The 24,644-nt window shown below is 38.2% G+C and carries 25 protein-coding genes and 3 pseudogenes; 17 read left to right on the top strand and 11 right to left on the bottom strand.

All coding sequences use genetic code 11. From position 1 onward, the window contains the following. Positions 1-28: 28 nt before the first annotated feature. Both yhaM and ACVIJU_RS06240 read left to right on the top strand, forming a co-directional pair. A complete protein-coding gene (gene yhaM / locus ACVIJU_RS06235) occupies positions 29-973 on the top strand; it encodes a 3'-5' exoribonuclease YhaM (RefSeq protein WP_063387306.1) in 945 nt (314 codons plus the stop codon). A 69-nt stretch (positions 974-1,042) separates the two neighbouring features. After that, on the top strand, positions 1,043-1,237 hold the full coding sequence (locus ACVIJU_RS06240) for a sporulation YhaL family protein (RefSeq protein ID WP_063387307.1): 195 nt from the start codon (positions 1,043-1,045) through the stop codon (positions 1,235-1,237). A gap of 271 nt (positions 1,238-1,508) precedes the next feature. On the opposite strand, the gene ACVIJU_RS06245 is transcribed toward ACVIJU_RS06240, so the two are convergent. Next, positions 1,509-2,345, bottom strand: coding sequence for a peptidylprolyl isomerase (locus tag ACVIJU_RS06245; protein WP_063387308.1), 837 nt, complete (start codon positions 2,343-2,345; stop codon positions 1,509-1,511). 209 nt (positions 2,346-2,554) lie between these two features. Between ACVIJU_RS06245 and ACVIJU_RS06250 the strand changes: the two genes are divergently transcribed. Then, positions 2,555-2,641: a YjcZ family sporulation protein gene (locus ACVIJU_RS06250; protein WP_063387309.1), complete on the top strand. Its 87-nt coding sequence runs from the start codon at positions 2,555-2,557 to the stop codon at positions 2,639-2,641. A 63-nt stretch (positions 2,642-2,704) separates the two neighbouring features. On the opposite strand, the gene ACVIJU_RS06255 is transcribed toward ACVIJU_RS06250, so the two are convergent. Further along, a complete protein-coding gene (locus ACVIJU_RS06255) occupies positions 2,705-2,884 on the bottom strand; it encodes a hypothetical protein (protein ID WP_066248923.1) in 180 nt (59 codons plus the stop codon). A gap of 123 nt (positions 2,885-3,007) precedes the next feature. On the opposite strand from ACVIJU_RS06255, the gene ACVIJU_RS06260 reads away from it, so the two are divergent. Beyond that, positions 3,008-3,346 carry a DUF1878 family protein gene (locus tag ACVIJU_RS06260; RefSeq protein WP_063387310.1) on the top strand — a complete coding sequence of 113 codons (339 nt, stop codon included), beginning with the start codon at positions 3,008-3,010 and terminating at the stop codon, positions 3,344-3,346. Here ACVIJU_RS06260 and ACVIJU_RS06265 read toward each other — a convergent pair. From ACVIJU_RS06265 to ACVIJU_RS06300, 8 genes and pseudogenes are all read right to left on the bottom strand, one after another. Further along, positions 3,330-3,932, bottom strand: coding sequence for an HTH-type transcriptional regulator Hpr (locus ACVIJU_RS06265; RefSeq protein WP_063387311.1), 603 nt, complete (start codon positions 3,930-3,932; stop codon positions 3,330-3,332). The two genes, ACVIJU_RS06260 and ACVIJU_RS06265, sit on opposite strands and share 17 nt — an antisense overlap. A gap of 296 nt (positions 3,933-4,228) precedes the next feature. Further along, positions 4,229-4,594 (bottom strand): hypothetical protein, encoded by a 366-nt coding sequence (locus ACVIJU_RS06270; RefSeq protein ID WP_063387312.1) that lies wholly within the window; start codon positions 4,592-4,594, stop codon positions 4,229-4,231. 319 nt (positions 4,595-4,913) lie between these two features. Further along, positions 4,914-5,469, bottom strand: a pseudogene (locus ACVIJU_RS06275) (tryptophan transporter). Positions 5,470-5,524: 55 nt separating this feature from the next. Further along, complete coding sequence (serC, locus tag ACVIJU_RS06280; RefSeq protein ID WP_063387315.1) at positions 5,525-6,604, bottom strand: 3-phosphoserine/phosphohydroxythreonine transaminase; 1,080 nt, start codon at positions 6,602-6,604, stop codon at positions 5,525-5,527. 130 nt (positions 6,605-6,734) lie between these two features. Further along, a complete protein-coding gene (locus ACVIJU_RS06285) occupies positions 6,735-7,157 on the bottom strand; it encodes an HIT family protein (RefSeq protein ID WP_063387316.1) in 423 nt (140 codons plus the stop codon). A 664-nt stretch (positions 7,158-7,821) separates the two neighbouring features. After that, positions 7,822-9,033 (bottom strand): ABC transporter permease, encoded by a 1,212-nt coding sequence (locus ACVIJU_RS06290; RefSeq protein WP_066248913.1) that lies wholly within the window; start codon positions 9,031-9,033, stop codon positions 7,822-7,824. Next, complete coding sequence (locus tag ACVIJU_RS06295) at positions 9,017-9,766, bottom strand: ABC transporter ATP-binding protein (RefSeq protein ID WP_063387318.1); 750 nt, start codon at positions 9,764-9,766, stop codon at positions 9,017-9,019. Before ACVIJU_RS06295 ends, ACVIJU_RS06290 begins: the two co-directional genes overlap by 17 nt. A gap of 111 nt (positions 9,767-9,877) precedes the next feature. Then, positions 9,878-10,384 carry an antibiotic biosynthesis monooxygenase family protein gene (locus ACVIJU_RS06300; protein ID WP_063387319.1) on the bottom strand — a complete coding sequence of 169 codons (507 nt, stop codon included), beginning with the start codon at positions 10,382-10,384 and terminating at the stop codon, positions 9,878-9,880. Between the two features lie 133 nt (positions 10,385-10,517). Here ACVIJU_RS06300 and ACVIJU_RS06305 point away from each other — a divergent pair, with 133 nt between their 5' ends. From ACVIJU_RS06305 to ACVIJU_RS06325, 5 genes are all read left to right on the top strand, one after another. Beyond that, positions 10,518-12,629 carry a transglycosylase domain-containing protein gene (locus ACVIJU_RS06305; protein WP_456687920.1) on the top strand — a complete coding sequence of 704 codons (2,112 nt, stop codon included), beginning with the start codon at positions 10,518-10,520 and terminating at the stop codon, positions 12,627-12,629. 127 nt (positions 12,630-12,756) lie between these two features. Beyond that, positions 12,757-13,797, top strand: a complete 1,041-nt coding sequence (hemE, locus tag ACVIJU_RS06310; RefSeq protein WP_456687400.1) for a uroporphyrinogen decarboxylase — start codon at positions 12,757-12,759, stop codon at positions 13,795-13,797. Between the two features lie 41 nt (positions 13,798-13,838). Further along, positions 13,839-14,777: a ferrochelatase gene (gene hemH, locus ACVIJU_RS06315; RefSeq protein ID WP_063387321.1), complete on the top strand. Its 939-nt coding sequence runs from the start codon at positions 13,839-13,841 to the stop codon at positions 14,775-14,777. Positions 14,778-14,789: 12 nt separating this feature from the next. After that, positions 14,790-16,208: a protoporphyrinogen oxidase gene (gene hemY / locus ACVIJU_RS06320; RefSeq protein WP_144597118.1), complete on the top strand. Its 1,419-nt coding sequence runs from the start codon at positions 14,790-14,792 to the stop codon at positions 16,206-16,208. 279 nt (positions 16,209-16,487) lie between these two features. Beyond that, positions 16,488-17,501 (top strand): LacI family DNA-binding transcriptional regulator, encoded by a 1,014-nt coding sequence (locus ACVIJU_RS06325; RefSeq protein ID WP_063387323.1) that lies wholly within the window; start codon positions 16,488-16,490, stop codon positions 17,499-17,501. Positions 17,502-17,562: 61 nt separating this feature from the next. On the opposite strand, the pseudogene yhfH reads toward ACVIJU_RS06325, so the two are convergent. Continuing rightward, a pseudogene (yhfH, locus tag ACVIJU_RS06330) lies at positions 17,563-17,698 on the bottom strand (protein YhfH). Positions 17,699-17,801: 103 nt separating this feature from the next. Between yhfH and ACVIJU_RS06335 the strand changes: the two are divergent. The 8 genes and pseudogenes from ACVIJU_RS06335 to ACVIJU_RS06370 all read left to right on the top strand — a co-directional run bounded on the left by ACVIJU_RS06335 (position 17,802) and on the right by ACVIJU_RS06370 (position 24,557). Next, positions 17,802-18,539 carry an MBL fold metallo-hydrolase gene (locus ACVIJU_RS06335; RefSeq protein ID WP_063387324.1) on the top strand — a complete coding sequence of 246 codons (738 nt, stop codon included), beginning with the start codon at positions 17,802-17,804 and terminating at the stop codon, positions 18,537-18,539. 263 nt (positions 18,540-18,802) lie between these two features. Next, complete coding sequence (locus ACVIJU_RS06340) at positions 18,803-19,765, top strand: ABC transporter substrate-binding protein (protein ID WP_456687921.1); 963 nt, start codon at positions 18,803-18,805, stop codon at positions 19,763-19,765. Positions 19,766-19,782: 17 nt separating this feature from the next. After that, the gene (locus ACVIJU_RS06345; RefSeq protein ID WP_094244634.1) at positions 19,783-20,751 is read left to right on the top strand and encodes an ABC transporter permease; all 969 of its coding nucleotides are present in this window, start codon (positions 19,783-19,785) and stop codon (positions 20,749-20,751) included. Next, a pseudogene (locus tag ACVIJU_RS06350) lies at positions 20,726-21,515 on the top strand (ABC transporter ATP-binding protein). The gene ACVIJU_RS06345 and the pseudogene ACVIJU_RS06350 overlap by 26 nt, the downstream one beginning before the upstream one ends. A gap of 105 nt (positions 21,516-21,620) precedes the next feature. Next, on the top strand, positions 21,621-22,178 hold the full coding sequence (locus ACVIJU_RS06355; RefSeq protein ID WP_063387327.1) for a helix-turn-helix domain-containing protein: 558 nt from the start codon (positions 21,621-21,623) through the stop codon (positions 22,176-22,178). Between the two features lie 18 nt (positions 22,179-22,196). Further along, positions 22,197-22,916 carry an AzlC family ABC transporter permease gene (locus ACVIJU_RS06360; protein ID WP_063387328.1) on the top strand — a complete coding sequence of 240 codons (720 nt, stop codon included), beginning with the start codon at positions 22,197-22,199 and terminating at the stop codon, positions 22,914-22,916. Beyond that, positions 22,909-23,214 (top strand): AzlD domain-containing protein, encoded by a 306-nt coding sequence (locus tag ACVIJU_RS06365; RefSeq protein WP_063387329.1) that lies wholly within the window; start codon positions 22,909-22,911, stop codon positions 23,212-23,214. Before ACVIJU_RS06360 ends, ACVIJU_RS06365 begins: the two co-directional genes overlap by 8 nt. 83 nt (positions 23,215-23,297) lie before the next feature. After that, the gene (locus ACVIJU_RS06370; RefSeq protein WP_063387330.1) at positions 23,298-24,557 is read left to right on the top strand and encodes a M48 family metallopeptidase; all 1,260 of its coding nucleotides are present in this window, start codon (positions 23,298-23,300) and stop codon (positions 24,555-24,557) included. The last annotated feature ends 87 nt before the right edge of the window (positions 24,558-24,644 follow it).

The following is a 24,644-nucleotide window of genomic DNA, read 5'->3' on the forward strand; positions in this document are numbered from 1 at the left end:
ACGAGGCGGAAAGTGGAAGGAGAATACGATGGCTAAAGGAATTATTCATTACAATGTTGGGGAGCAGGTAGATCTTTTTTTGCTGATAAAATCAGTAACAAAAGGTATTGCAAGCAATGGAAAACCTTTTTTAACGTTAATTTTGCAAGACCGTTCCGGGGAAATTGAAGCAAAACTATGGGATGTGAGCAAAGAAGATGAAGAAAATTATCTGCCTCAACAGATTGTTAAAATATTTGGCGATATCCATCATTACAGGGGAAGAAATCAACTGAAAATCCGCAACATCCGATTGGCAGAGCCGCATGAAAATTTAAATGTACAGGATTTTGTAGAAAGAGCGCCATTATCTCAAGAAGAAATGGTTGAAAAAATTACGAAGTACATATTTGAAATGAAAAATCCAAACATTCAACGGATAACAAGATTCTTGATGAACATGCATCAAAGCGCTTTTCTCTTATATCCGGCGGCGACGAAAAACCATCATGAATATGTATCAGGCCTTGCCTATCATGTTGTTTCCATGCTTGATCTTGCCAAAGCGATTGCTGACTTTTATCCGAGTTTAGACAAGGATTTATTATATGCCGGGGTCATACTTCATGATCTTGGCAAAGTAATTGAGCTGTCGGGCCCCATTTCCACTTCTTATACAGTTGAAGGGAATTTGCTTGGGCATATTTCCATCATGGTAAACGAAATTGGAGAAGCAGCGAAGGAACTTGGGATTTCCGGCGAAGAGGTCGTCATTTTGCAGCATATGGTATTGAGCCATCACGGGAAACCGGAATGGGGAAGTCCGAAAATGCCGATGGTTAAGGAAGCGGAAATTCTCCATCATATTGATAATATCGATGCAAAAATGAACATGCTGGACCGGGCGCTTGAACGAGTCAAGCCGGGAGAATTTACGGAACGGATTTTCGCTCTGGACAATCGCTCATTCTATAAACCGTCATTTCATCGATAGAGAATCATAATATAGAGCCCCTTGCATAAAATGAAATAAAAAAGCTTGTCTATGCAAGGAGGAGATGGAATGACGTTTCTGCCGTGGTGGGTATATTTATGTATTGTTGGAATTATTTTTAGTGCATATATGGCATATAAAACAGCTAAAAAAGACAAAGAAATAGAAGAAATTTTTATTGAGCGGGAAGGAAATGTATATATCGAAAGAATGAAAAAAGAAAAAGAAAAGCGAGCGAAAGAAAAGATGACATCTGCAAATTAGAAACTAAATTGTGTCAGCTTTTCTACTATGCTTTCAATTTCCTCTATCCGACCAGCGGGAGCGCGACGATTTTCGGAAAAACATCATCCAACAGTCAAAAGACATCAGACAAAACTTGAGCTGCTTTAATCCGGATAAAAAGATCCATTGTCAACCCGGCAAAGCTGGTGCAGGTTGATAAAAAAACATTTATATACGCTGTCATATATTGAATGCTAAAAAGGGGGACGAAGCTTTGTTTTTAGTCCCCCTTTCTTCTATATGCCATATGTTAATTTTGGGTTTCAAACAAATCTTTTAGATCTTTGTCGTTTACTTTTACATCTGCGTTTTTAATTGCTTTGTCAATAGCTTCCTGCATCAATGACGGATCAGATATTTTCTGTTTTTTGACATCTTCTTTCAGGCTGTCTTTCATTTCTTCGAATGGTTTTACCGTCTGAGTGATTTTAATAATGTGGTAGCCGTATTCTGTTTTAACAGGATCGCTGATTTCTCCTTCTTTTAATTTAAATGCCACATTTTCAAATTCTTTCACCATCTGGTCTTTGCCAAACCATCCAAGATCTCCGCCGTTGGAGGCAGATCCGTCGATCGAATATTCTTTTGCCAAATCCTCAAATTTTTCGCCTTTATCAAGTTTTTCTTTTACTTCTTTCGCTGTTTTTTCATCTTCCACTAAAATGTGGCTGGCGCGTACTTTTCCTTTCAATGAATCATAATATTCTTTTAAATCTTTATCTGTAATTTTAATATTCGCTTCTGTTGCCTTCTTGCGTAGCAAGTCGACCTTCACGATTTGTCTCAAAACCTTGTCTCCGTATTGCTGAGCAATTAAATCGTATTGGGAGCCGTACTGCTGTTTCATTTTTTCGAGCTCTTCATCAATTTCTTTGTCGGAGACTTTAAATTTTTCGCTTAATACTTTTTCATGCACAAGTTCTTGTAAAACATCTTTACCAAAACGGTTTTTCAATGCTTCATAAAATTCGTCCTTCGTAATATCTCCGGCTTTTGTTTCAACGACCGCATCATTTGCACCGTTTGAACATGCATTCAAAGCGAATAGGCTGGCCGTTGCGACAACCGCTAATGCAAATTTTTTCATACTTTACAACTCCTACCTTTTTTTGTCTATCTAAAACAAATATACTCACATTTTGACATGAAACTATATGATTTGCAACTGTTTGTCCAAGTAATGGAAAAATCGTTTCGAATTTGGGTTAAGAAAATTCCAGTAAGAAGGACAAATGCCTATGCGAAAAAAAGAACAGTGCATACGATAACGTAAAGACACAAAAAGGGGGTGTCGTGATGAGCGGAGGATATGGTGGAGGCTTTGCGTTAATCGTTGTATTGTTCATCTTACTAATTATTGTTGGTGCTGCTTGGATCTATTAATGGTTTCAAAAAAGTCGGCAGAAGAGGTTTTCTGCCGGCTTTTTTAATGAAGTAAAAAAACTTTTAAGTAAAGGAAATTTCTATGTATGATGAAATTAGTAAAATGGTAATTAAGACATTAATGGTGCGGAATACGTTTGACTGTTTTTCTTCAGGGAGTTCACGAATGGAACAAAGAGCAGTTGTCAGTTTGTTTATATAAAATAGAATGAAGACGGCAAAAATGATAAAATATAATAGCATTTGAAATCCCCCCTTCCATTCATACCTATTACAATATCAAAATAATGACAAAAAAGATAGGGTTATGGGAAATTTTTGGGGAGTTTTCAGCCCCCATTATGAACCGAAGAAAGATGTGATGGAATGAAAGATTTAGAAAGAAGACTGGAAACTCTAGAATATTATATGTCTTTGTTTATGAAAATGATGAATATTGAAATGTATCCTTTCTACAAGCTCGTGATGGAAAAAGGGCTTATGAAGGAGGAAATAGAAGAGGTTTTTCGCATATGCGATGAATTAGCAAAGGAGCATAAGGAGCAAAAAGCGCAAGGATTTGTATATTTTGAAAATCTCCTTACGCTTTTTGCCGGACAGCTGACGCCAAAGCTGGATGTCAATGAAACGATCGATGCCCTTTATTTACAAGGGCTGTATACTGAATTAATGAAAGACTTAAAACGAACTATTGATTCACTGTAGTTTTTAAATAAGAATGTTCCTCCACATCTTTCTTTTTCTTGATTTTTCCGTCTTCAATGACAAAGTCATTTTCGATATTATTGAATGAGCGTTCAAAAATTGTCATGAAATCGTCTCCGTAAATGTTTCGGATAATTGCTGTAATTTCGATCATTTCAGGAAATTTTCCGTATAGATTTTGCAGCGGAAGCGCGCCTTTCAGAACGGTGTTTTTGGATGGATCATAACCTTCAAGAAGCTTAAGCAGCACTTCCTCTCCTTTTTCTGTTAATTGTATGTAAGTATTTCTTTTATCATTTTCTTTTTTGGAAAATTTTAAATAACCGCGTTCTTCTAATTTTTTCGAAAAGTTGAATGCCGTCGATACGTGCATGACCCCAAATTTTGCGATTTCTGAGATCGAGGCTCCTTTTAAATGATAGGCGATCCATAATATATGATGTTCATTGATGTTTAAATCATATGGTTTAATCCAGCGCTGCCAATCCTTTTCAATGGATTTCCAAAGCGCTTTGCTTAGCTGAGCGACACGCTGGCTGAACAGAAGTGCATCTTTTATCGTATAGCTGTCGAGCGATCTCTTCAATTTTTCCACCTACTTTGTATAATACTAACATTTTTAATATCTTCTATTATGCCAATAAAATAAAGATTTATAAAGATGTAATTTACGAAATTTTTAAATAAATAGTGAAACACTAAAAATAGTACACATAGAAGCGGTAATAAATTTTGCGAAGAATGATGAGAACGATCAAGATTTTCTATACTGTAACATTTTTTTCATGATTATAAATTATAGCAAAAAAGAATTGACACCCTGCCAATTCTTTGACATGCTTAATATTTTTAATTGTAAAAGGCTTCCGCAAACTTGAAGCGTCAGTTTCTTTCTTTTTTGATTTGATCTTCTAGCTCTGTTAATTTATCTTTAATCTCTTTTACATGCAGCTCCAAATTTTTTTTATTCGGATCAATTTCCATCTGCCATGCTTGAATGGACCGATTGACATCTGCAGCGACTTCTTTAGCAATTTGCAAGCCTTCTTTCGCTGATTGTGCGATTTGCTTTTTTAACGATTTCCCATCAGATTTCAAGTCTCCAAATATGTTTTCAAGCTTATGCAAATTGCATCTGGTTTTTTTTAAAACATTGCCGTTCCTCGCTTGAGCCGTAATCAGTGCAGCTGCTCCGGCAACAACACCGCCGACGAAAAATCCATATAGAAAAGATTTGCCTTTTGACATTTTTACCACTCCTATAGTTCCTTGTTTTCAAAATCCGTCAATAAAAACATAGCCTTAGTTGAAGATGCATAAACTAAAAGTAAGGGAGGGAAATTATGGCGGGTGTTATTTTTTTATTTTTTATCATTAGCATGTTGTTTCTTGTAGGAGCTTTTTATAATTTGAAGTTAGCCAATTCTGCGAGTTCATATCCTCCAAAACATCTTCTGAAAAAGAGGGCGTCAGTTTTAGCGATTGGCGGATTAACGTCACTTTTAATAGCTTTTCTTCTTTATTATATACAATAATAAAACCCGATCATAGATCGGGTCAATCTGTTTTATTTATTTTCTGATAGAACGTTAGAACGTTTAAGAATGCTTTCAACAATGGGATAAATAATCACCATTGCAATTGTATTGATAACTGTTGCCGGCAATACAACCGCAAGGAACAATGCAGTAAATCCGGCGCCTCCTGGGAGACCTACAAGTAAGAGCGCTGCTAAAAGAAACACTGTGCCGGAAATTTAATGTTCCTATGACTGTTAAAATTCCCGCCCTTGCTATTGCTTGTTTGAGTGGTTTTAAGGCTAGAAATAGAAAATATATTAAAAATGCCGTCAAAATTTTATCAATAATATTCGGAACGAGTCCGCCGGGAAAACTGGTTGTCAATCCGGATAATATGCCAGTTGCAATGCCCAGCAGACCGGCGTTTGTCATCCCAGGAAACAGGAAAATTCCTAAAAACATCATCAACAGCATCATATCCGGCTTCATCCCGTTAAATATGGGCGGAACAATCGCATGAAGAGCAACGCCGATGGCGACAAATAAAGATAAAATGACTAATTCTTTCGTTCTCATCTCTAAACTCTCCTCTTCTGTTCTCATCTTTAATAAACTTTCCACTATTATAGCGTATGATCGTTAAAGTTAGGATAGGCTTTTAATGTTTTTTTCTGAATTCTTTCATAAACTGGGCGAGCTTTTCACATGCTTCAATCGTTACCGCATTATAAATGGATGCACGGCAGCCACCGACAGAACGATGACCGGATAGACCTATTAATCGATTTTCTTTTGCCTCTTGAACAAACGCTTTTGTCAATTCATCAGACGGCAGCGTAAATGTTACGTTCATGAATGAACGGCTTTCTTTTTCTGCATGTCCTTTGTAAAAGCCATCGCTTTCGTCTATAGCGTTATATAATATTTGAGCTTTTTGTTTGTTTCTGCGTTCAATTTCAGCTACTCCGCCTTGTTCTTTTACCCATTCCAACACTAGAGAAAGCATGTAAATGGCAAAGGTCGGTGGAGTGTTATATAAAGAGTTTTTGCTTGCATGTGTTTGATAGCTCAAAATAGTTGGTACATTTTTATTTGCTTTTTCAATTAGATCTTTTTTAATGATGACAACAGTGACTCCGGAAGGTCCTAGATTTTTTTGCGCCCCTGCGTAAATGAGATCGAACTGTTCGATATTCAGCTCTCTGCTCAAAATATCGCTGGACATATCCGCAATCAGCGGTGCATTCGTGCTTGGGAACTCATGCCACTGCGTCCCAAAAATTGTGTTGTTTGACGTAATATGCAAATACGCAGCATTTTGGAGCGAATTTGCCTCGAATTGTTTTGGGATGTGTGTGTAATTTGACTCTTTGCTTGATGCCAACACATTTGTTTCACCAAATTTTTTTGCTTCGCTTAACGCTTTTTCAGACCATGCTCCGCTTAAAATATAATAGGCGATATTTTCATTATTCAAAAAATTCATCGGGATCATGGCAAATTGCAGACTTGCCCCGCCTTGTAAAAATAACACATCATACGAATCAGGGATATTAAGCAATTCTTTCAATAAGCTCTTGGCATTATTGTGAACCTCATCATACGCCTGGCTCCGATGGCTCAGCTCCATGACGGACATGCCTGTATGATTGAAATTCAACAGCTCGCCTTGAGCTTTTTGTAATACTTCGACTGGTATAGCTGCTGGTCCTGCATTAAAATTGTATACTCGATCCACGATTCGTCCTCCTTTTAACACATTTATAAAAACATCCTATCATGAAAAAAGGAGAGGGGAAATAAAAAATTTTGTGTCGGTTAGAAAACAGTAAGGATCCTGTTGTTAGGATCCTTTAGCCGTTTATTTTTTATTGCAATCCGCCTTTTATTGTTTCAGCAAGCTGTGCAAGATCTTCTGGAGTATAATCATTTTGATGGGATTTCCATACTATGCCTAAACCATCTTCTTTTCCGTGTCGAGGAATTATGTGCATATGGTAATGAAACACTGTTTGACCGGCTTCTTCGCCATTGTTATTGATTAAATTTAATCCTTTTGGATTCAATTGTTTTTTTACCGCCTTTGCGACCTTCGTAACAGCTTCAAAAAAGTTTCTTGAGATGTCAGGTGTGAGCTCGAAAACGTTTTCTTTATGTACTTTTGGGATGACGAGTGTATGTCCTTTCGTTACCTGCATAATATCCATAAAAGCTAAAACGTGTTCATCCTCGTATACTTTTGCACAAGGAATTTCTCCGTTAATAATTTTACAAAAAATGCAATCGCTCATAATGACACTCCCCGCAATTTTTTTCTTTATTTTACCACGTGTTGAAAATGAAAGAAAACATAAAAAGGAACGAACATAAGTCCGTTCCTTTGAAGAGGGGTTTCAATGCACATGTTAAAAAAGCGATTTAAAAGTGTCTTTCGTCAACACCCCATTTTCAAATAATGAATGGTATTCCTTTTTGACACTTTAAACTTTTGTTAGAACACGACATGAAAAAATTTTAATGACAAACATCTGTTTAAGTGTGTTGTCACCCTCTTCAGTCAATAGCATACCCACTAATTTATTTTTTATGTTGTGTAAAATAAAAAAATTGAGCGTTTTTTAATGATAAATATCAAAAGGCGTTTAACGCCTCGGGAAAAAAATTGGCGGCATAAGCAAAAAGCGTTAAGTCAAAAAAACCGCTCGCTCTAAAAAAACAATCCGGCGCCGTAAGAGAAAATTGGCTTTGTGAAATGTTTTTAGCATTCGCAGCCATCTGCCAAAACAGGTTAGCTTGGAAAATGAACGCTTTTCCTCACGGTTCAAATGAAAAAGAGCTTCCTGTTGAAAATAAATTAGGACGCTTCCTTAAATGCCATAAAGTTTATTCAAACCGTCCATGAAAAACGATAAAAAACAGATGTCCAAGAAGATTCTTCCGTTCCGTTCCATTCCTTTATCGTGCCAAAAACTTTCCCGAAAAGTACATATAAACAAAAATATATGCAAATAACGCATTGACTGCCAGCTGGACGCCGACAAATAAAATATTCGTTTGCGTTAATAAAACAATGGTAAGAACGGCTAGCTCAATGAAAAGAATGGTAAAAAGAAGGCGTAAAAAGCTTTTTTTCTTTACATTTTGTGGAACTGGATATAAGTCAGCGATAAAAAGAGCATCATAATGCTTGTATAAGCTCGTTAATTGAATTCCGGTTAGGAAGAGAACAGCTGCCGGCAAAATGATGCAAGATACAAGTGACAAAGGCAAAAAGATGCTGACAATAACGCCGATCATCAATAAGCGGATAAACAATCCGAAATAATCTCCTGAACGAATGAAGGATCTGGAAAACATATATAAAAATACATTTGATTGCTTGTAAGGGATGAAAGACAAAATCCAGTCCATCCATTTCCGTCTTTTTGCTTCAGCCTTCAGTTTCGGCACATCAGTAAACATATTGGCCAATCTATAAAATGATTGCAATTTGCGATTTTCCTGCAAAATTAAAAATTCCCACTGCAGCGTTTTGTTCCTCGTTATCTTGAAGAAATAAATGGTTACCAATGCCATCATGCCGTAAATAAACAGGGACAGCATGCTTTCCTTAACAGCCAAATAAATTACCGTGAAATTGACAGCATATCGGACAAACTTATCCATTATCTGGGATAACCGCTCCGGAAAATGCGTCATTTTCCATTGAATCCACAAATTCCAATATTTAATAACCGTAAGCTGGAAGATAAGGAATAAATAGTTGATGCCTTCACCTTCACCGCTTTGAAAATATAAAGGTGCAAGAATGATTAGGCATACGATCATTTGGACAGTCTGAAGGATATAGCTGTATATAAAAGCACGCTGAAAATAATGGTTTAATCCTTTTTCCATAGGCAGTAAAAAGATGATGTCAGGTTCTTTTAACAACGTGCGTACTTGCGAAAAAGTTACCGTTAATGCTAACAAGAGTGCCATTAAGAATGCTGATGGAAAATGAGGTGGGAGTTGATCAAGCCATTGCTGATACGCATAGGCTCCTCCGCCTAATAAAAACATAATCACTAAAAGCAGATGATCGTTCAGCATATAACGCAAGTATGTTTGTGTTTCTTTTATATGTGCTGCCAAACGGGCAGGCCAAATATCATTGATTGATCTCATCGTCTTGCTCCTTTGTCAGCCGAATATAAAGATCGTCCAATGTTGCACCAGGCATATTGAATTGCTCCTGCAGCTCAAGTTTAGTTCCTTGAGCCCGGACGGTTCCGTTGTGCAAAATCACAAAAGTGTCACAAAACCGTTCTGCATTTGCTAAAATGTGGGTTGACATTAAAATGCCAGCACCTTGTTTTTTCGCCTGATTCATGAGATCAAGCAGGGCGTGAATGGCTAACGGATCCAGCCCGACAAACGGTTCATCAATTATGTAAAGGGATGGCTGAACTAAAAAAGCGCACATAATCATGACCTTTTGTTTCATCCCTTTAGAAAAATGTGCCGGAAACCATTTCAACTGCTTTTCCATTCGAAATGTTTTTAAAAGAGGATCGAGCCGCTCGTTAAATGTCTCTTCACTGATCCCGTGCGCCATAGCCATCAATTGCAAATGCTCAAATAACGTCATTTCTTCGTATAAAATAGGGGTTTCAGGAACAAAACTAAATTGCTTTCGATATTGCACCGGATCTTCCTGAAATGTTTTGCCGTTAATTTTAATAGTCCCGTCACTTGGCTCCATCAAACCGATGATATGCTTGATCGTTGTGCTTTTCCCCGCACCGTTTAATCCAATTAAACCGACCATTTCATTTTCGTTTACAGTGAATGAAACATTTTTTAAAACAGGCTTATTTGTGTACCCGCCGGTAATCTGATCTACTGATAATAAAGTCATATTTTCCGCCTCTCCCCTTTATTTTTTTAAAATTAAATGAGGCTTGATGTATTTAGCCGTTTCAACGATTTTTGCATGTTTTGATCCATTCTTCTCTCTTTCCATTTTAAATCATTCCTTCTCATCTTTTACAATATAATATTTCTTTACTCGGGGTGGAGAAGGAAAAATGAGTTTATCGCTCATCCCTAAAGCTTTTTTAAAGTGGTTAGCAAAAGCTTCGTTTTGATCCCATTTGTTAAAATCTTGTTCTGTCTCCCATAAAGTGAAAATGATATAAGTGTTTTTGAAAAGAGGGCGGAGAACTCTTAAGGCAACAAAGCCCGAATGGCTTTCAATGAATCGAGATAGCTCTTTAAATTGCTGTTCAAATAGAGGTTTTCCTTCATCTGTAACAGATATATAGGTAAACACGGCAAACCCTCCATCGCTGCAGATACTTCCTCTTTTATCAATAATTTCATATTTTTTGGGTTCTTTAAAAATTGTTGTTCCTTTTGTTTCATGCATAAGGACGGCGCTTTCACCGTCATGCATGAATAACATGCATTCTGCTAGATTATTTTTTTTGATTTTGCTTAAATATTCAATAGTGCCGAAAGCTATATAAACATTCATAACAGTCACCTCGCACGAAAATCACTTGACAATTTGCGAAAAAAGTTAAACATGTTACATACTGTATCCAAAATTATACAATACTAATTATGGGAGTTAAACAGAGGTGAAAACATTGTTGAAAAAAATAAAGATGATCTCGGGAATCGTTTTATCTGCTGCTGTGTTAAGTATTATCGCATACTTTGCCATGATTTGGATAGGCGCTATCGTTGTGGATGAAAAAAAGCTTGTTTTGCATTCTGCGACCTCTTTGATCGATCAAGAAGGACGGCCCATTACGAAATTATATTTAGAAAACAGAGAGATCATCGATATTGATAAAGTTCCGAAGCATGTACAAAATGCTTTCATCGCTGTTGAAGATAAAAGGTTTTATGAGCATCACGGCATTGATTTTCGGGCAATTTCAAGGGCGCTGTTCAAGGACATTGCTGCTTTCAAAAAAGTAGAGGGCGGCAGTACAATCACCCAACAGCTCGCCAAAAATGTTTTTTTAACAAACGATAAAACGGTTTTGAGAAAAATGACAGAAGCTATCATTGCCATTTATCTTGAACAGAAATATAGCAAAAGAAAAATTTTAGAGATGTATTTGAATCAAATCTATTTTGGACATGGCGTATACGGCATCCAGTCTGCATCAAAATTTTTTTTCAATAAAGATGCCTCTGAACTGACTATTGAAGAAGGGGCGCTGCTAGCCGGCCTGCCGAAGGCTCCAGCAGCCTATTCTCCGATTTTGCACCCAGAAAAAAGCTTAGAAAGAAGAAATGCGATATTAACCTTAATGGAGCGCGAAAACTATATTTCTCCGGAGCAAGCTGTCAGAAGCCAGGGGAAAACATTAGGTCTGAATATTCATAAAACGGAAGATAAGCCTTGGCTGTCCGCCTATATTGACATGGTATTTGAGGAAGCGGAAAATAAGTATCATCTTTCAAATGAAGAACTCCTAAAAGGCGGATATAAAATTACCGTTCCGATCAATATCGATGTTCAGGAAAAAGCATTCAAAGTTTTTAAAGAAAAGGCTTATTTTCAAGGTACGAAAGATGATGCTCAAGGCGCTTTTATTTTATTAGATAATAAAACAGGCGGTGTGCTTGCTGCGATCGGCGGGCGAAATTATGTTTCCAAAGGATTTAATCGATTGACAGCGAGGCGCCAGCCGGGGTCAACGTTTAAGCCGATAGCTGTATATGCTCCGGCAATGGAGGAAGGACTTTTTCAGCCTTATTCTCTTCTAAAAGATGAGAAATTGGATTATAAAGGATACTCTCCAAGCAATTACGATGGACGTTATGATGGACATGTAACCATGTTTGATGCGCTCATTCATTCAAAAAATGCTCCTTCTGTATGGGTGCTCGATAAGCTTGGAATCGATAAAAGCAAAGAGTATTTAGAGAAAAACGGGATTTATATTGAGGATAAAGGACTGGCGATTGCTTTAGGAGGACTAAAGTACGGCGTGTCGCCGTTTGATTTGGCAAATGCATACAGAACTTTTGCCAATAATGGTCAATACAGCAAGCCGTATTTCATACAAAAAATTGTGAATGCCAACGGCGATGTAGTGGCAGAAGTAAAAAAACAAAAATATCAAGTTTTTTCTCCGCAAACCTCGTGGAATATGACGAGGATGCTGGAGCAGGTTGTTAAAGAAGGAACTGCCAAAGCGGGACAATATGAAGGAGCTTTAGCTGGAAAAACGGGTACGACATCATTTCCTGGAAAAAAGGGCGCCGTGATGGATGCATGGTTTGTCGGATATACTCCTGACGTGACGGGGGCAGTGTGGATCGGATATGACCGGACAGATGAAGAACATTTTTTAAAGGGTGGGAGCGATTATCCAACGAAAATGTTTAAAAATATTTTAAGCGGTTTGAAATTTGAGGAAAAAACATCCTTTACGATTCCGAAAAAAGTGAAAGATTTAGAAAAACCAATCAGGCTTTCACGAATCCCTTCGCTTTCCGCCACATATCAATTTCACGCACTTCAATTATTTAAAGTGACATTAAAATGGCCTGCCCAAGATGATGACCGGGTCGTATACCGAATTTATGAACGAAGCGGAGAAAGCAAGAAATTGGTCGGATCTGTAAAGGGAAAAGGAGAATATGAAATACCGTATATTAACATTTTTTCAGAGCATTTTTATCAAGTTGTCCCTTATAATCCGCAAACCCATCAGGAAGGGGAAGGTACTGATTTTGTCAGCCCGCGCTGGGAATAACAAAATGCTGGAAAGATCTTTCGTCGATTTTATGACATTTCCCTTATATTCCTATACAATCGGGCACGGGAAGAGGTATAGTTTAAAAAGAGTATTAGAAAGGAATCGTTTTTAAAGGGGGATTTACATGGATAGGAAGAAAAGCTTTAATGATACTTTTTTAAAAGCTTGCAGAGGCGAAGCGACGGACTATGTTCCTGTTTGGTATATGAGGCAAGCCGGGAGATCCCAGCCTGAATACCGGGCGTTAAAAGAAAAATACAGCTTATTTGAAATTACTCATCAACCAGAGCTTTGTGCATATGTCACTAGACTTCCTGTCGAGCAGTACGGGGTTGATGCCGCAATTTTATATAAAGATATTATGACGCCGCTGCCTGCCATTGGAGTTCAAGTTGAAATTAAAGCGGGAACAGGGCCTGTTATTGAAAATCCGATCAGGTCGCTGGAGGATGTAAAAAAACTTGGTGAAATTCATCCTGAGGAAGATGTTCCATATGTTTTAGATACGATTAAGCTTTTAGTCAATGAGCAGCTGAATGTTCCGTTGATTGGATTTGCCGGAGCACCATTTACTCTTGCCAGCTACATGATTGAGGGAGGCCCTTCCAAAAATTATAACAAAACAAAGGCATTCATGTATGCTGAACCAGAAGCTTGGTTTCTTTTAATGGAAAAGCTTTCCGATATGACCATTACATACGTGAAAGCGCAAATTGACGCAGGGGTTAAAGCGGTGCAAATTTTTGATTCATGGGTCGGAGCATTAAATGCTTCTGATTATCGATATTATATTAAGCCGGTGATGAACCGCATTTTTTCGGAATTAAAGGAAAAAGAGGCGCCGCTTATTATGTTTGGAGTGGGCGCAGGACATTTAGTAAAAGAATGGAATGATTTGCCTTTAGACGTGATCGGTTTAGATTGGCGTCTGTCGATTTCTGCTGCCAGAGAAATGGGGATTTCCAAAACATTGCAGGGAAATCTTGATCCGGCAGTTTTGCTTGCGCCGTGGGATTTTGTGAAAGAACGGGTAAAGGCTATTTTAGAAGAAGGAATGAAACAGCCAGGTTTTATTTTTAATCTTGGACATGGCGTCTTTCCACAAGTAAAACCGGAAACCTTAAAAAAATTAACGGAATTTATTCATGATTATACGCAAAAATAGATCGAAAAAAATGATCAACTTGAATTTTGGAGGTGCACGTAATGTCGAAGAAAAAAATGGGTTTGTTAGTGATGGCATATGGTACACCATATAAAGAAGAGGATATTGAACGCTATTACACCCACATTCGCCATGGAAGAAAGCCTGATCCAGAAAGTCTGGAAGATTTAAAAGAACGATATAAGGCGATTGGAGGCATTTCTCCTCTTGCTAAAATAACAGAAGAACAAGCGAAAGGCTTAGAAAAGCATTTAAATCATATTCAAAATGAAATAGAATTCCATATGTATTTAGGATTAAAACATATTGAGCCGTTTATTGAAGATGCAGTTGAACAAATGAATAAAGATGGAATCACTGAGGCGGTCAGCATCGTTTTAGCTCCGCACTATTCGACCTTCAGCATTAAGTCGTACAACGGCAGGGCAAAGGAAATTGCAAAAAAACTCGGAGGGCCTTCCATCACTTCTATCGAAAGCTGGTATAAAGAACCGAAATTTATTGAATATTGGGCTAAACAAATAAAAGAAACGTACGCGAAAATGACTGAAGAAGAACGGGAAAAAGCTGTATTAATTGTTTCAGCACACAGTCTGCCGGAAAAAATTGTTCAATTAGGGGATCCTTACCCAGATCAATTACAAGAAACAGCTGAATTAATTGCAAAAGAAGCCGGAGTGCAGCATTTTGCTGTTGGCTGGCAAAGTGAAGGCAATACTCCGGAGCCGTGGCTCGGACCAGATGTTCAAGATTTAACAAGAGATCTGTTTGAACAAAAAGGATACCGGACGTTTGTTTATGCTCCAGTAGGTTTTGTGGCTGATCACTTGGAAGTTCTATACGATAACGATGTCGAGTGCAAGGCAGTAACAGACGAGCTTGGAGCAGCTTATTATCGTCCAGAAATGCCGAATGCAAAACCTGAATTCATCGATTGTTTAGCTACAGTCGTGTTAAAACACTTAGGAATGTCAAAATAAGAAGGAGATTTTATGGGAAGAAAAAAAGTAGCAATTGTTGGCGGGGGAATAACTGGGCTTTCAGTTGCGTTCTACTTGCAGTCAGAAATTAAAAAAAATCATCTTCCAATAGATGTTGTGCTGATTGAAGCGAAGCCGCGATTAGGAGGAAAAATAGAAACGATAAAAAGGGACGGATTTATCATTGAAAGAGGTCCGGATTCCTTTTTGGAGCGAAAAAAAAGCGCTACGCAGCTTGCAAAGGACGTAGGGCTCGGAGATTATTTGGTGAACAATGACGTGGGGCAATCTTTTGTCCTTGTCGGCGACAAGCTCCATCCGATCCCGAAAGGAGCGGTTATGGGCGTGCCAACAAATATTGCTTCTTTCGCCACCTCCGGTTTGTTTTCGTTAACTGGCAAGCTGCGGGCTTCGTTTGACCTTTTCCTGCCGAAGAAAAAAGTGGACGGAGATCAGTCATTAGGCGGATTTTTTGGACGCAGGCTCGGCAGCGAAGTGGTTGAAAATTTGATTGAACCGCTTCTTTCCGGGATTTATGCAGGAGATATTTATAATTTAAGTTTATTAGCAATCTTTCCGCACTTTTATGAAATTGAACAAAAGCATCGCAGTTTAATTTTAGGAATGGCCAAGCAGGCGCAAAAGTCTAAACAAAAACAACAACAGGAGCAACATAAAGGGATTTTTCAAACCGTTTCAACTGGTTTGCAATCGATTGTTGAAGCAATAGAACGCCAATTGGATCATACGGTAGTGAAAAAAGGAATAAAAGTTTCGGAGATTAAAAAGGAAGATGATCTCTACCATTTGGAATTATCTGACGGAACTGTTGACAAGGCGGATGCGATAGTCATTACCGCTCAGCATGATGCTATTCCATCTATGTTTCCGAATGAGCAGCAAACACTCGCTTATTTCAAAAAAATGCCTTCAACATCTGTTGCAACCGTTGCAATGGCTTTTCCGGAAGAAGCTGTTCAGCTGCCCGCAGATGGAACGGGGTTTGTTGTTTCGAGAAACAGCGGCTATACGATTACTGCTTGTACATGGACCAACAAAAAATGGCCGCATACTGCTCCGAAGGGCAAAACGCTGCTAAGAGCGTATGTTGGAAAAGCAGGAGATGAAGCGGTTGTTGACCAGCCGGATGATGTGATCATTCAAACCGTTTTGGATGACTTAAATCGATTGATGCCGGTAAAAGGAGAACCGATTTTTTCTATTGTTACAAGATTGAGGAAAGCAATGCCACAATACATTGTCGGACACCTTGACAACATAAGAAATATAAAAAGTATTATGGGACAAAAATACCCCGGAATATATTTAACGGGTGCTTCTTTTGAAGGATTGGGGATCCCGGACTGCATTGATCAAGGTAAAAAAGCGGTGAAAGATGTTCTTCAATTTTTACATTTGGGACAAGCTTAAAAGGCAGGCTTGTCTCTTATTTTTTCAGAGGAGGCATCCATTTTAGCAAGTTTTGACGCTTCCGACTTCTGATCTTTAAAACGCCTTGGTTGGTTCCCATTGTTTAAAGTCCGACAATTCAAATTGAAGAAAATATATATTTGTTGAACAAGTTAGCATTTCTGTTTTTTTTAGAAAAAGCGATCTGGAAAGATATAAAAAATTCATTGCACATCTGTTGACCATTGATCTATAATCAAAAGAAAATCAAGGGATCCCAAAGTTTTTGGAGGAATGAAAGTGGCTACAATTGAAGATGTGGCAAAACTGGCTGGTTTATCGAAAACGACAGTTTCAAGGGTGATAAATAATCAGCCTTACGTATCGGAGGAAAAAAAACAATTAGTGCTAGAAGCAATGAAGCAATTAGGGTATGTACCTAATTCTTCAGCTAGAAGTTTAAGAAATCAAAAAACTGAAATTATTGCTGTCATTATTCCTAGGGTTATGAACCCGTTTTTTGGACAATTTGTTGAATCGCTGGAAATCGTTGCGTCTCAATACCATTATCAATTGATTGTTTGTCAAACGTTATATTCAGCAAAAAAAGAATTAGACTATTTAAACTTGTTAAAAACGAAACAAGTAGATGGAGTGATTATGACGACATTGCTAAATGGCTGGGAGGCTGTTGAGCCGTTTTTAGAATACGGTCCGATTATTTTATGCAACGAATTCGATGAACAGGCAAATGTCCCGATGATTCATATGGATCAAAACTACGGAGGGTATGTTGCAACTAAGCATTTAATCGATCAAGGATACAATAAAATTGCTTTTTGCTGTGGAAATGTAAACAGTAATGTTTCGAGAGCTAGGGAAGAAGGTTTTCGAAAAGCACTTCGTGAAGCGGGATTGTACCTTCCTGAGCAATATATTTTCCGAAATGTATTTACATTTGAAGACGGAAAAAATGTCTTGAGGAAAATGATGGAGATGGTTGAAGCTCCAACGGCGGTCTTCACAGGTTCTGATGAAGTGGCAGCCGGGATGATTTCTGAGTCAAAGAGACTTGGCGTCCGTGTCCCGGAAGAATTAGCGGTCGTCGGGTTTGACAATCAGGCTATAACTGAACTGATGGAGCCTATGATTACGACGGTTAATCAGCCGGTGAAAGAAATGGGTCATTTAGCAATGGAAGTGATGATGGAAAAAATAAAAACGAGACGGTATAAAGAGAGAGAGGTGCATCTTTTGCCTCTTACATTAATTGTAAGGGATTCTTCAAAGCTAGCCAATTACAATGTGTATTAGTACAGGTTAAGAGAAGAGAAAAAATATTCAGGCAATTCTTTTTAGAATTGCCTGAATAAATTTATTTTACATGTAAGCAATGATTGCATTTGTTCCCGTAGCATTCATTCGTGCTGTTCTTCAATTTCTTTTCCGCATTCAATACATTTTTTTCTTGGCAAGTTTCTAAAAAATTCAGTGATTTTTTGTCCTAACATTTATTATCCCCCCGTGCTGTTGTTATTAACATTGTATTATAACAGAATGAAAAATGTCAATACTGTTTTAAAACATTTTTTCTTATTGAGGAGGATAAGGGTGATGAAAGTAACAGTTGTAGGGTTCTGGGGAGGCTATCCAGAAGCGAATGAGGCTACATCAGGCTATTTATTTCAGGAAAAGGGGTTTAACCTGTTAGTTGATTGCGGAAGTGCTGTATTATCACAGCTGCAAAATTTTGTATCACTTTCAGATTTAGATGCTGTGATCCTTTCTCATTATCATCATGATCATATTGCAGATATTGGACCGCTGCAATATGCAAGACAAATTACCGGCATGTTGCAAAAATCAAACAAAATTTTGCCCATTTACGGACATAGCCTTGATACAAAAGAATTTGACAGACTCACACATTTGAATGTGACAAAAGGAATTTCATACGATCCTGATCAATCGATTTCGATCGGTCCGTTTACGATTACATTTTTAAAAACAGATCATCCTGTTGACTGTTTTGCCATGAGATTTACTTCAGGACATAAAACGGTTGTATACACGGCAGATTCAAGCTTTAAAAATGAATTCATTCCATTCAGCCAAAATGCGGACTTGCTTATATGCGAATGCAATATGTATGCGAATGAAGACGGCAAAAAGTTTGGGCATATGAATTCCCACGAAGCTGCGACAATTGCTAAGGAAGCAAATGTAAAAGAACTTTTGCTGACTCATTTGCCTCATAAAGGCAATCATGAAGAATTGATAGAAGAAGCTAAAACGATTTTTAATGGATCGATCAAGCTGGCTAAAACAGGGTTGTCGTTACATATTGATTAAAGAGAAATTATATTAGCAAAATTATGGGACAGCCTTTTGCCGAACATTTCATAAACTTAAAGCTACTTGCAAACTTCATTTTGACAGAATAGTGTTCCATTTTCTGTAAGGGTGCAGTATGTTGGCATCCTTATTTTTTTGGAAAATTCGTCAGAAAATAATTGAAAATCAAAAATATATTGTTATAATTTAAAGCATAAAAGTAAAAAAGGGGGAAGAAAATTTTGAAAACTAGGATAGGAGCAATCGGAGGAATTTTTTTGATGGCGCTCCTCGTGCTGTCAGGTTGTGGAAGCAGCAAAGGGTCCAGCAGCGAAAGCAATAGTGAAGAAGGAAAGAAAGAAACATTTAAAATTGGTATCACTCAATTTGTAGCGCACCCGTCGCTGGATGAGGCATTGAAGGGATTTCAACAAGCAATTAAAGATAAAGGGTTAAATGTAGATTATGATATTCAAAACGCTCAAGGGGATCAATCGAATACCCAAACGATTGCGAATAACTTCGTCGGAGATAACGTCGATTTAATTTTTGCGAATGCAACGCCTAGTGCACTTGCTGCAGCAAATGCTACAAAGGATATTCCAATTGTATTTACATCCGTAACAGATCCTGTCGGCGCCGGGCTTGTGAAAGAGATGGAAAATCCAGGAGGGAATGTAACAGGAACAACTGATACCCATCCTGATGCCATACCGAAAACGGTGAAATTTATTGATCAATATTTAGATGGCAAAAGAATAGGAATGATCTATAATTCAGGCGAACAAAACTCTGTTGCGCAAATTGACCTTGTTAAAAAAGCGACAGAAGGAACGGATTTGAAAATTGTCGAAGCTTCTGTTTCTACTTCAGCTGAAGTGAAACAAGCTGCTGAATCTCTTGTCGGCAAAGTCGATTGTTTTTACATTATCACTGACAATACCGTTGTTTCTGCGCTTGATTCGGTCATTTCCGTTGCAAATGAAAACGATATCCCGCTGTTTGTCGGTGAATTAGATTCAGTCAAAAAAGGCGGTTTTGCTGCGTACGGATTTGAATATTATGACATTGGCTATGAAGCAGGAGAAATGGCTGCAAAAATTTTAACAGAAGGGAAAAAGCCGTCTGAACTGCCTGTTCAATATCCGCAAAACTTAAAGCTTCTTATTAATAAAAAAGCAGCAGCTGAGATGAACGTTAAGATTTTAGACGAGTGGAGCAAAGATGCAGAGTTTATTGAGTAATTTGGAAGGGTGTTTACATGCTGACAGCAGTATATGGCTCACTTGAGGCGGGACTTATTTACGCAATAATGGCTCTCGGAGTCTATTTATCTTTTAGAATATTAGATTTTCCAGATTTAACGGTTGACGGTAGCTTCGTTACTGGAGCTGCCGTCGCAGCCGTCATGATCATAGACGGAGCTCATCCTGTTATGGCGACGATTGCCGGAATGATTGTCGGCTTTCTAGCTGGGATCTTAACGGGAATTTTGCATTCGTATGGGAAAATTAATCCGTTGTTATCCGGTATATTAATGATGATCGCTCTTTATTCCATTAATTTGCGAATTATGGGAAAATCGAATGTTTCGCTTTTACAGGAGGAAACGCTTTTCTCAAAGCTGGCCGATGCGCTGGCACCGATCGATCAAGCCGTTAAGAGCGTCATTTCTTTTTCCCCGACCACATGGTCAGTCATCATTTCAATGGTGTTATTGGTCGCTTTTTTAAAGCTCATCCTTGATTACTTCTTAAAAACGGAAATCGGACTTGCTATAAGAGCTGTCGGAGATAACGAAGAAATGATTAAAAGTTTTTCGGCGAATACAAACTTTCTTAAAGTATTAGGATTAGGATTGTCAAATGGTTTGGTTGCTTTGTCAGGTGCACTTGTCGCCCAATATAATGGCTTCAGCGATGCCAATATGGGAATTGGAATGATTGTGATCGGGCTTGCTTCCGTTATTATTGGAGAGGCAATTGTCGGCAGCAAGACGATTGTTCGGGCTACCTTAGCTGTTATAATCGGTGCTGTCATTTATCGTTTCATAGTCGCCTTTGCATTTAGATTTAACTTTTTTGAAACAGGCGATATAAAATTAATTACAGCTTGTATCGTCATTTTGGCGTTAATCATCCCGCGATATTTTGAAAAACGGCGTGAGAAAAAAAGAAAATTGGCAAGAAAGCGGGGTGAACAAGTTGCTTCAGCTAAAACACATTCATAAAGTGTTTAACGAAGGGTCATTGGATGAAAAAATCGCCTTAGATGGAATTCATTTAGAGGTCGAAAAAGGCGATTTTATTACGATTATTGGCAGCAACGGCGCAGGGAAATCGACTTTGCTGAACATCATAGCTGGAAAGCTGTTTCCCGATGAGGGGGAAGTCTGGCTTGACGGCGTAAATATAACAACACTTCCTGAGCATAAACGATCAAAATATATCGGCAGAGTGTTTCAAAATCCGTTGTCAGGCACATCGCCGACGTTGACCATTGAAGAAAATTTGGCGATCGCTTACGGCCGTGTTCATAAACGAACTTTGGCCAGAGGTGTAACGAATAAGCGGAAAAATTATTTTGAAGGAGCAGCTGTCGCTTTTAGGGCTTGGATTAGAAAACCGTTTAAATGCGAAAGTAGGATTGCTGTCAGGCGGGGAAAGACAGGCGTTGTCGCTTTTGATGGCAACATTTACGAAACCGAAAATATTATTGCTTGATGAGCATACAGCCGCATTAGATCCCGCACGCGCAGAGGTCGTCCTGTCGCTTACGAAAAAATTTATTGAAGAATATAATTTAACAACGATTATGATTACACATAATATGCAGCAGGCGATTGATCTAGGAAACAGATTGCTGATGATGAATCGCGGAAAAATCATTTTTGAGGCATCTGCTGAAGAAAAAGTAAAACTGACCATTCCGAAATTAATGGACGAATTTGCCAAAATTCAAGATGCAGTATCTGACCGGGTGCTCTTAAGCTGATATTTACCTCTTTCCATTCAGGGGAGAGGTTTTTAAATGCAATTTTGTTCAATATATAAAACAAATGTATGATATAATAAACAAAACATAAAAAAGGAGGAAAACATGAAGCCGATTCAGCAAATTATTGGGGAAAATTTTTGTAAAATCCGAAAAAGGATGGCGCTAAGCCTCGACAAGGTGTCTGAAAAGACAGGCGTTTCCAAAGCGATTCTGGCACAAATTGAAAGAGGGGAAGCGAATCCGACTGTCTCCACGCTGTGGAAAATAGCGAACGGACTTCATGTATCATTTTCCGCTTTGATGAAGGAGGAGGCGGCAAGCGTTCAAAAAATATCTTTATCAAACATACCGGCTATATCTGATGATAATGAAAAGTATAAAGTATACCCGATGTTTACGTTTGAAATCGGCAAGCCGTTTGAGGTGTTTGAAGCACATTTAGAGCCTGGACATGTCCATCAATCGGATGAACATGCGCACGGGGTGCAAGAAATTTTGATCATTCAAAAGGGAGCTTTAGAAATTGTAATTGATGGATGTTCTTATGTTGTTCGCGAAGGGGAAGCGATCCGATTTGCAGCGGATAAAAAGCATGATTATAAAAATATAACGGATCAAAAAGTTAAATATTATGTGATCATTTATTATCCGGAAAACTAGAAATGGAGGTGATTCCGATTGCATTCGACAGCATTGGCAAAATATAAATCGGAATTAATCCAAGGCATTCAAGCAGGAATCAGCATTGCCATCGGCTATTTCCCCGTTGCCATCGCTTTCGGCCTTCTTGCTGAAAGAACGGGACTTTCGATTGCGGAAACGGTGATGATGAGCGCAATCGTTTTTGCAGGAGCGGCTCAATATATGTCATTAAGCCTAATTGCTGCGCATGTTGGTGCATGGGAAATTATTATGACAACTTTCATTGTAAACATCCGCCATTTCCTTATGTCAGCATCATTAAATGAGAAAGTGGAGAAAGACTCCATATGGATAAAAGCTCTGTACGGCTTTGGTGTAACAGATGAAACATATGCAGTTGCGGCTGTCAGACAGGAAATGGTCACAGCACCATATATGTTTGGACTATGCTCGATGGCATATAGCAGCTGGGTGATCAATTCTGGAATCGGTCATATAGTTGGAGAAAATTTGCCCGCTTTCTTACAGGAAAGCATGGGAATTGCTCTATATGCCCTATTCATCGGCTTATTGGTTCCTTCATTAAAAAAACATCGGAAAATTATCGTACTAGCTTTATTATCTGCAGTGATAAATTCCGTTTTATTGACGACCGGACGGCTGTCTATAGGCTGGTCTATTGCATTGTCGTCCTTATTTTCCTCCGTTGTTGTGGAATGTATCTTTAGAAAATTAGAGGTGCAGCAAGATGAATAGCCAAATATTTTGGTTGATTATCGGAATGGGCGTTGTGACATACATACCGCGAATGCTTCCTTTTGTTATTTTCAGTCAATTACATCTCCCTCCGTTTTGGCAAAATGTATTAAAAAATGTACCATATGCAACATTAGGTGCATTGATCGTGCCCTCGGTCTTTTTTATTCACGAGGATTTCCTGTTTGGAGCAGTCGGTGCATTTACAGCGTTCATTGCTGCTTATTTCGGAGCCAACGTCTTTTTTGTAGTTATTTGTTCAATTGCCGTTTTATCTTTTTACAGCTTCTTTTTCTAAATATTTTGGAAAAGCAGTTCTATTACGATGTTTTTTTATCTAAACTACTAAAGGAGGGAGTTAAGCTCAAGGGGGTATTCGGCTTGAAAAAGAGTCTTCTAACGATCATTTTATTATATGCAGTTTACGGTTTGGTTTTATACTTCTATTTATTCTTCTGGACGGGTTATGAGCTGCCGAAGGGAATTGAAGGTACTGCTGCTGATCCGAAAACGTTTTTAACGGCAGAGGAGCTGCAGCTGTCAGAAAATTATTCGCAATTGAAAAATTTGGTATTTTTCATATCCATTCCGTTAGAGTGGATCATCTTTTTTATTGTGCTAAGCTTTGGGATTTCAAAAACATTTCAGCAATGGGCGGAAACAGCATCCCGTTTCTTTATAGTCCAAACAGCTTTATACTATTTTTGGCTGTCATTGCTTGTCACTTTACTAACATTACCTGTCAGCTGGCTGAACTACAAACTGTCAAAGGATTTTCAAATCTCGACTCAGACGTTGAACTCGTGGCTGAAGGATGAAGTGACCGATTTTCTTGTGAATTATGTTTTAATGGCGGTTGTCGTCACGTTTCTATACATCATTATTCGAAAATTTGAAAAGCGCTGGTGGCTTTGGGCATGGTTTGCATCGATACCATTCACATTGTTTATAATGTTTATTCAGCCGGTAATCATTGATCCGCTGTACAACGATTTTTACCCGTTGAAAAATAAAAAGCTGGAGGAAGAAATTTTACAGCTAGCTTCCAAAGCAGATATTCCCGCGGAGCATGTGTATGAAGTGGATATGTCCACCAAAACAAATGCGTTGAACGCCTATGTGACAGGAATAGGATCAAATTCGAGAATCGTTTTGTGGGATACGACGTTAAATAAATTAAGCGAAGATGAAATATTATTCATTATGGCTCATGAGATGGGACATTATGTGATGAAGCACATCTATATCGGAATAGCCGGGTATTTGCTTCTTTCCTTGGCAGGTTTATATATCATTCATCGGTTAATGATTTTTTGTACAAATCGATGGGGAAAAAGGCTGAACATTCAATCTATACGTGAATTGTCGTCGCTTCCTCTATTTCTTTTGCTGCTGGGGATGTTATCGTTCGCTTCAAGCCCTATATCCGGCATAGTATCAAGGTATCAAGAGAAACAGGCGGATTTATATGCAATTGAAATGACAAAAAATGAGGAAGCAGCTGTAAAAACATTTCAACATTTAGCGAAATTTAGCCGCAGCGAAATAAATCCGCCGAAAATAGTGAAATTTTTACGTTACGATCATCCGCCTCTGATTGAACGAATTATGTATATCGAAAATATAAAAAATAAAGAATAAACTCCTTGTTTATACAGGGAGTCTTATTTATTTTTAAATCTGTGATTTTAGCAATATAATATTAATGTTTGTCATTGCTTTTTAAAC

Source organism: Aeribacillus sp. SP014 (assembly GCF_054055575.1).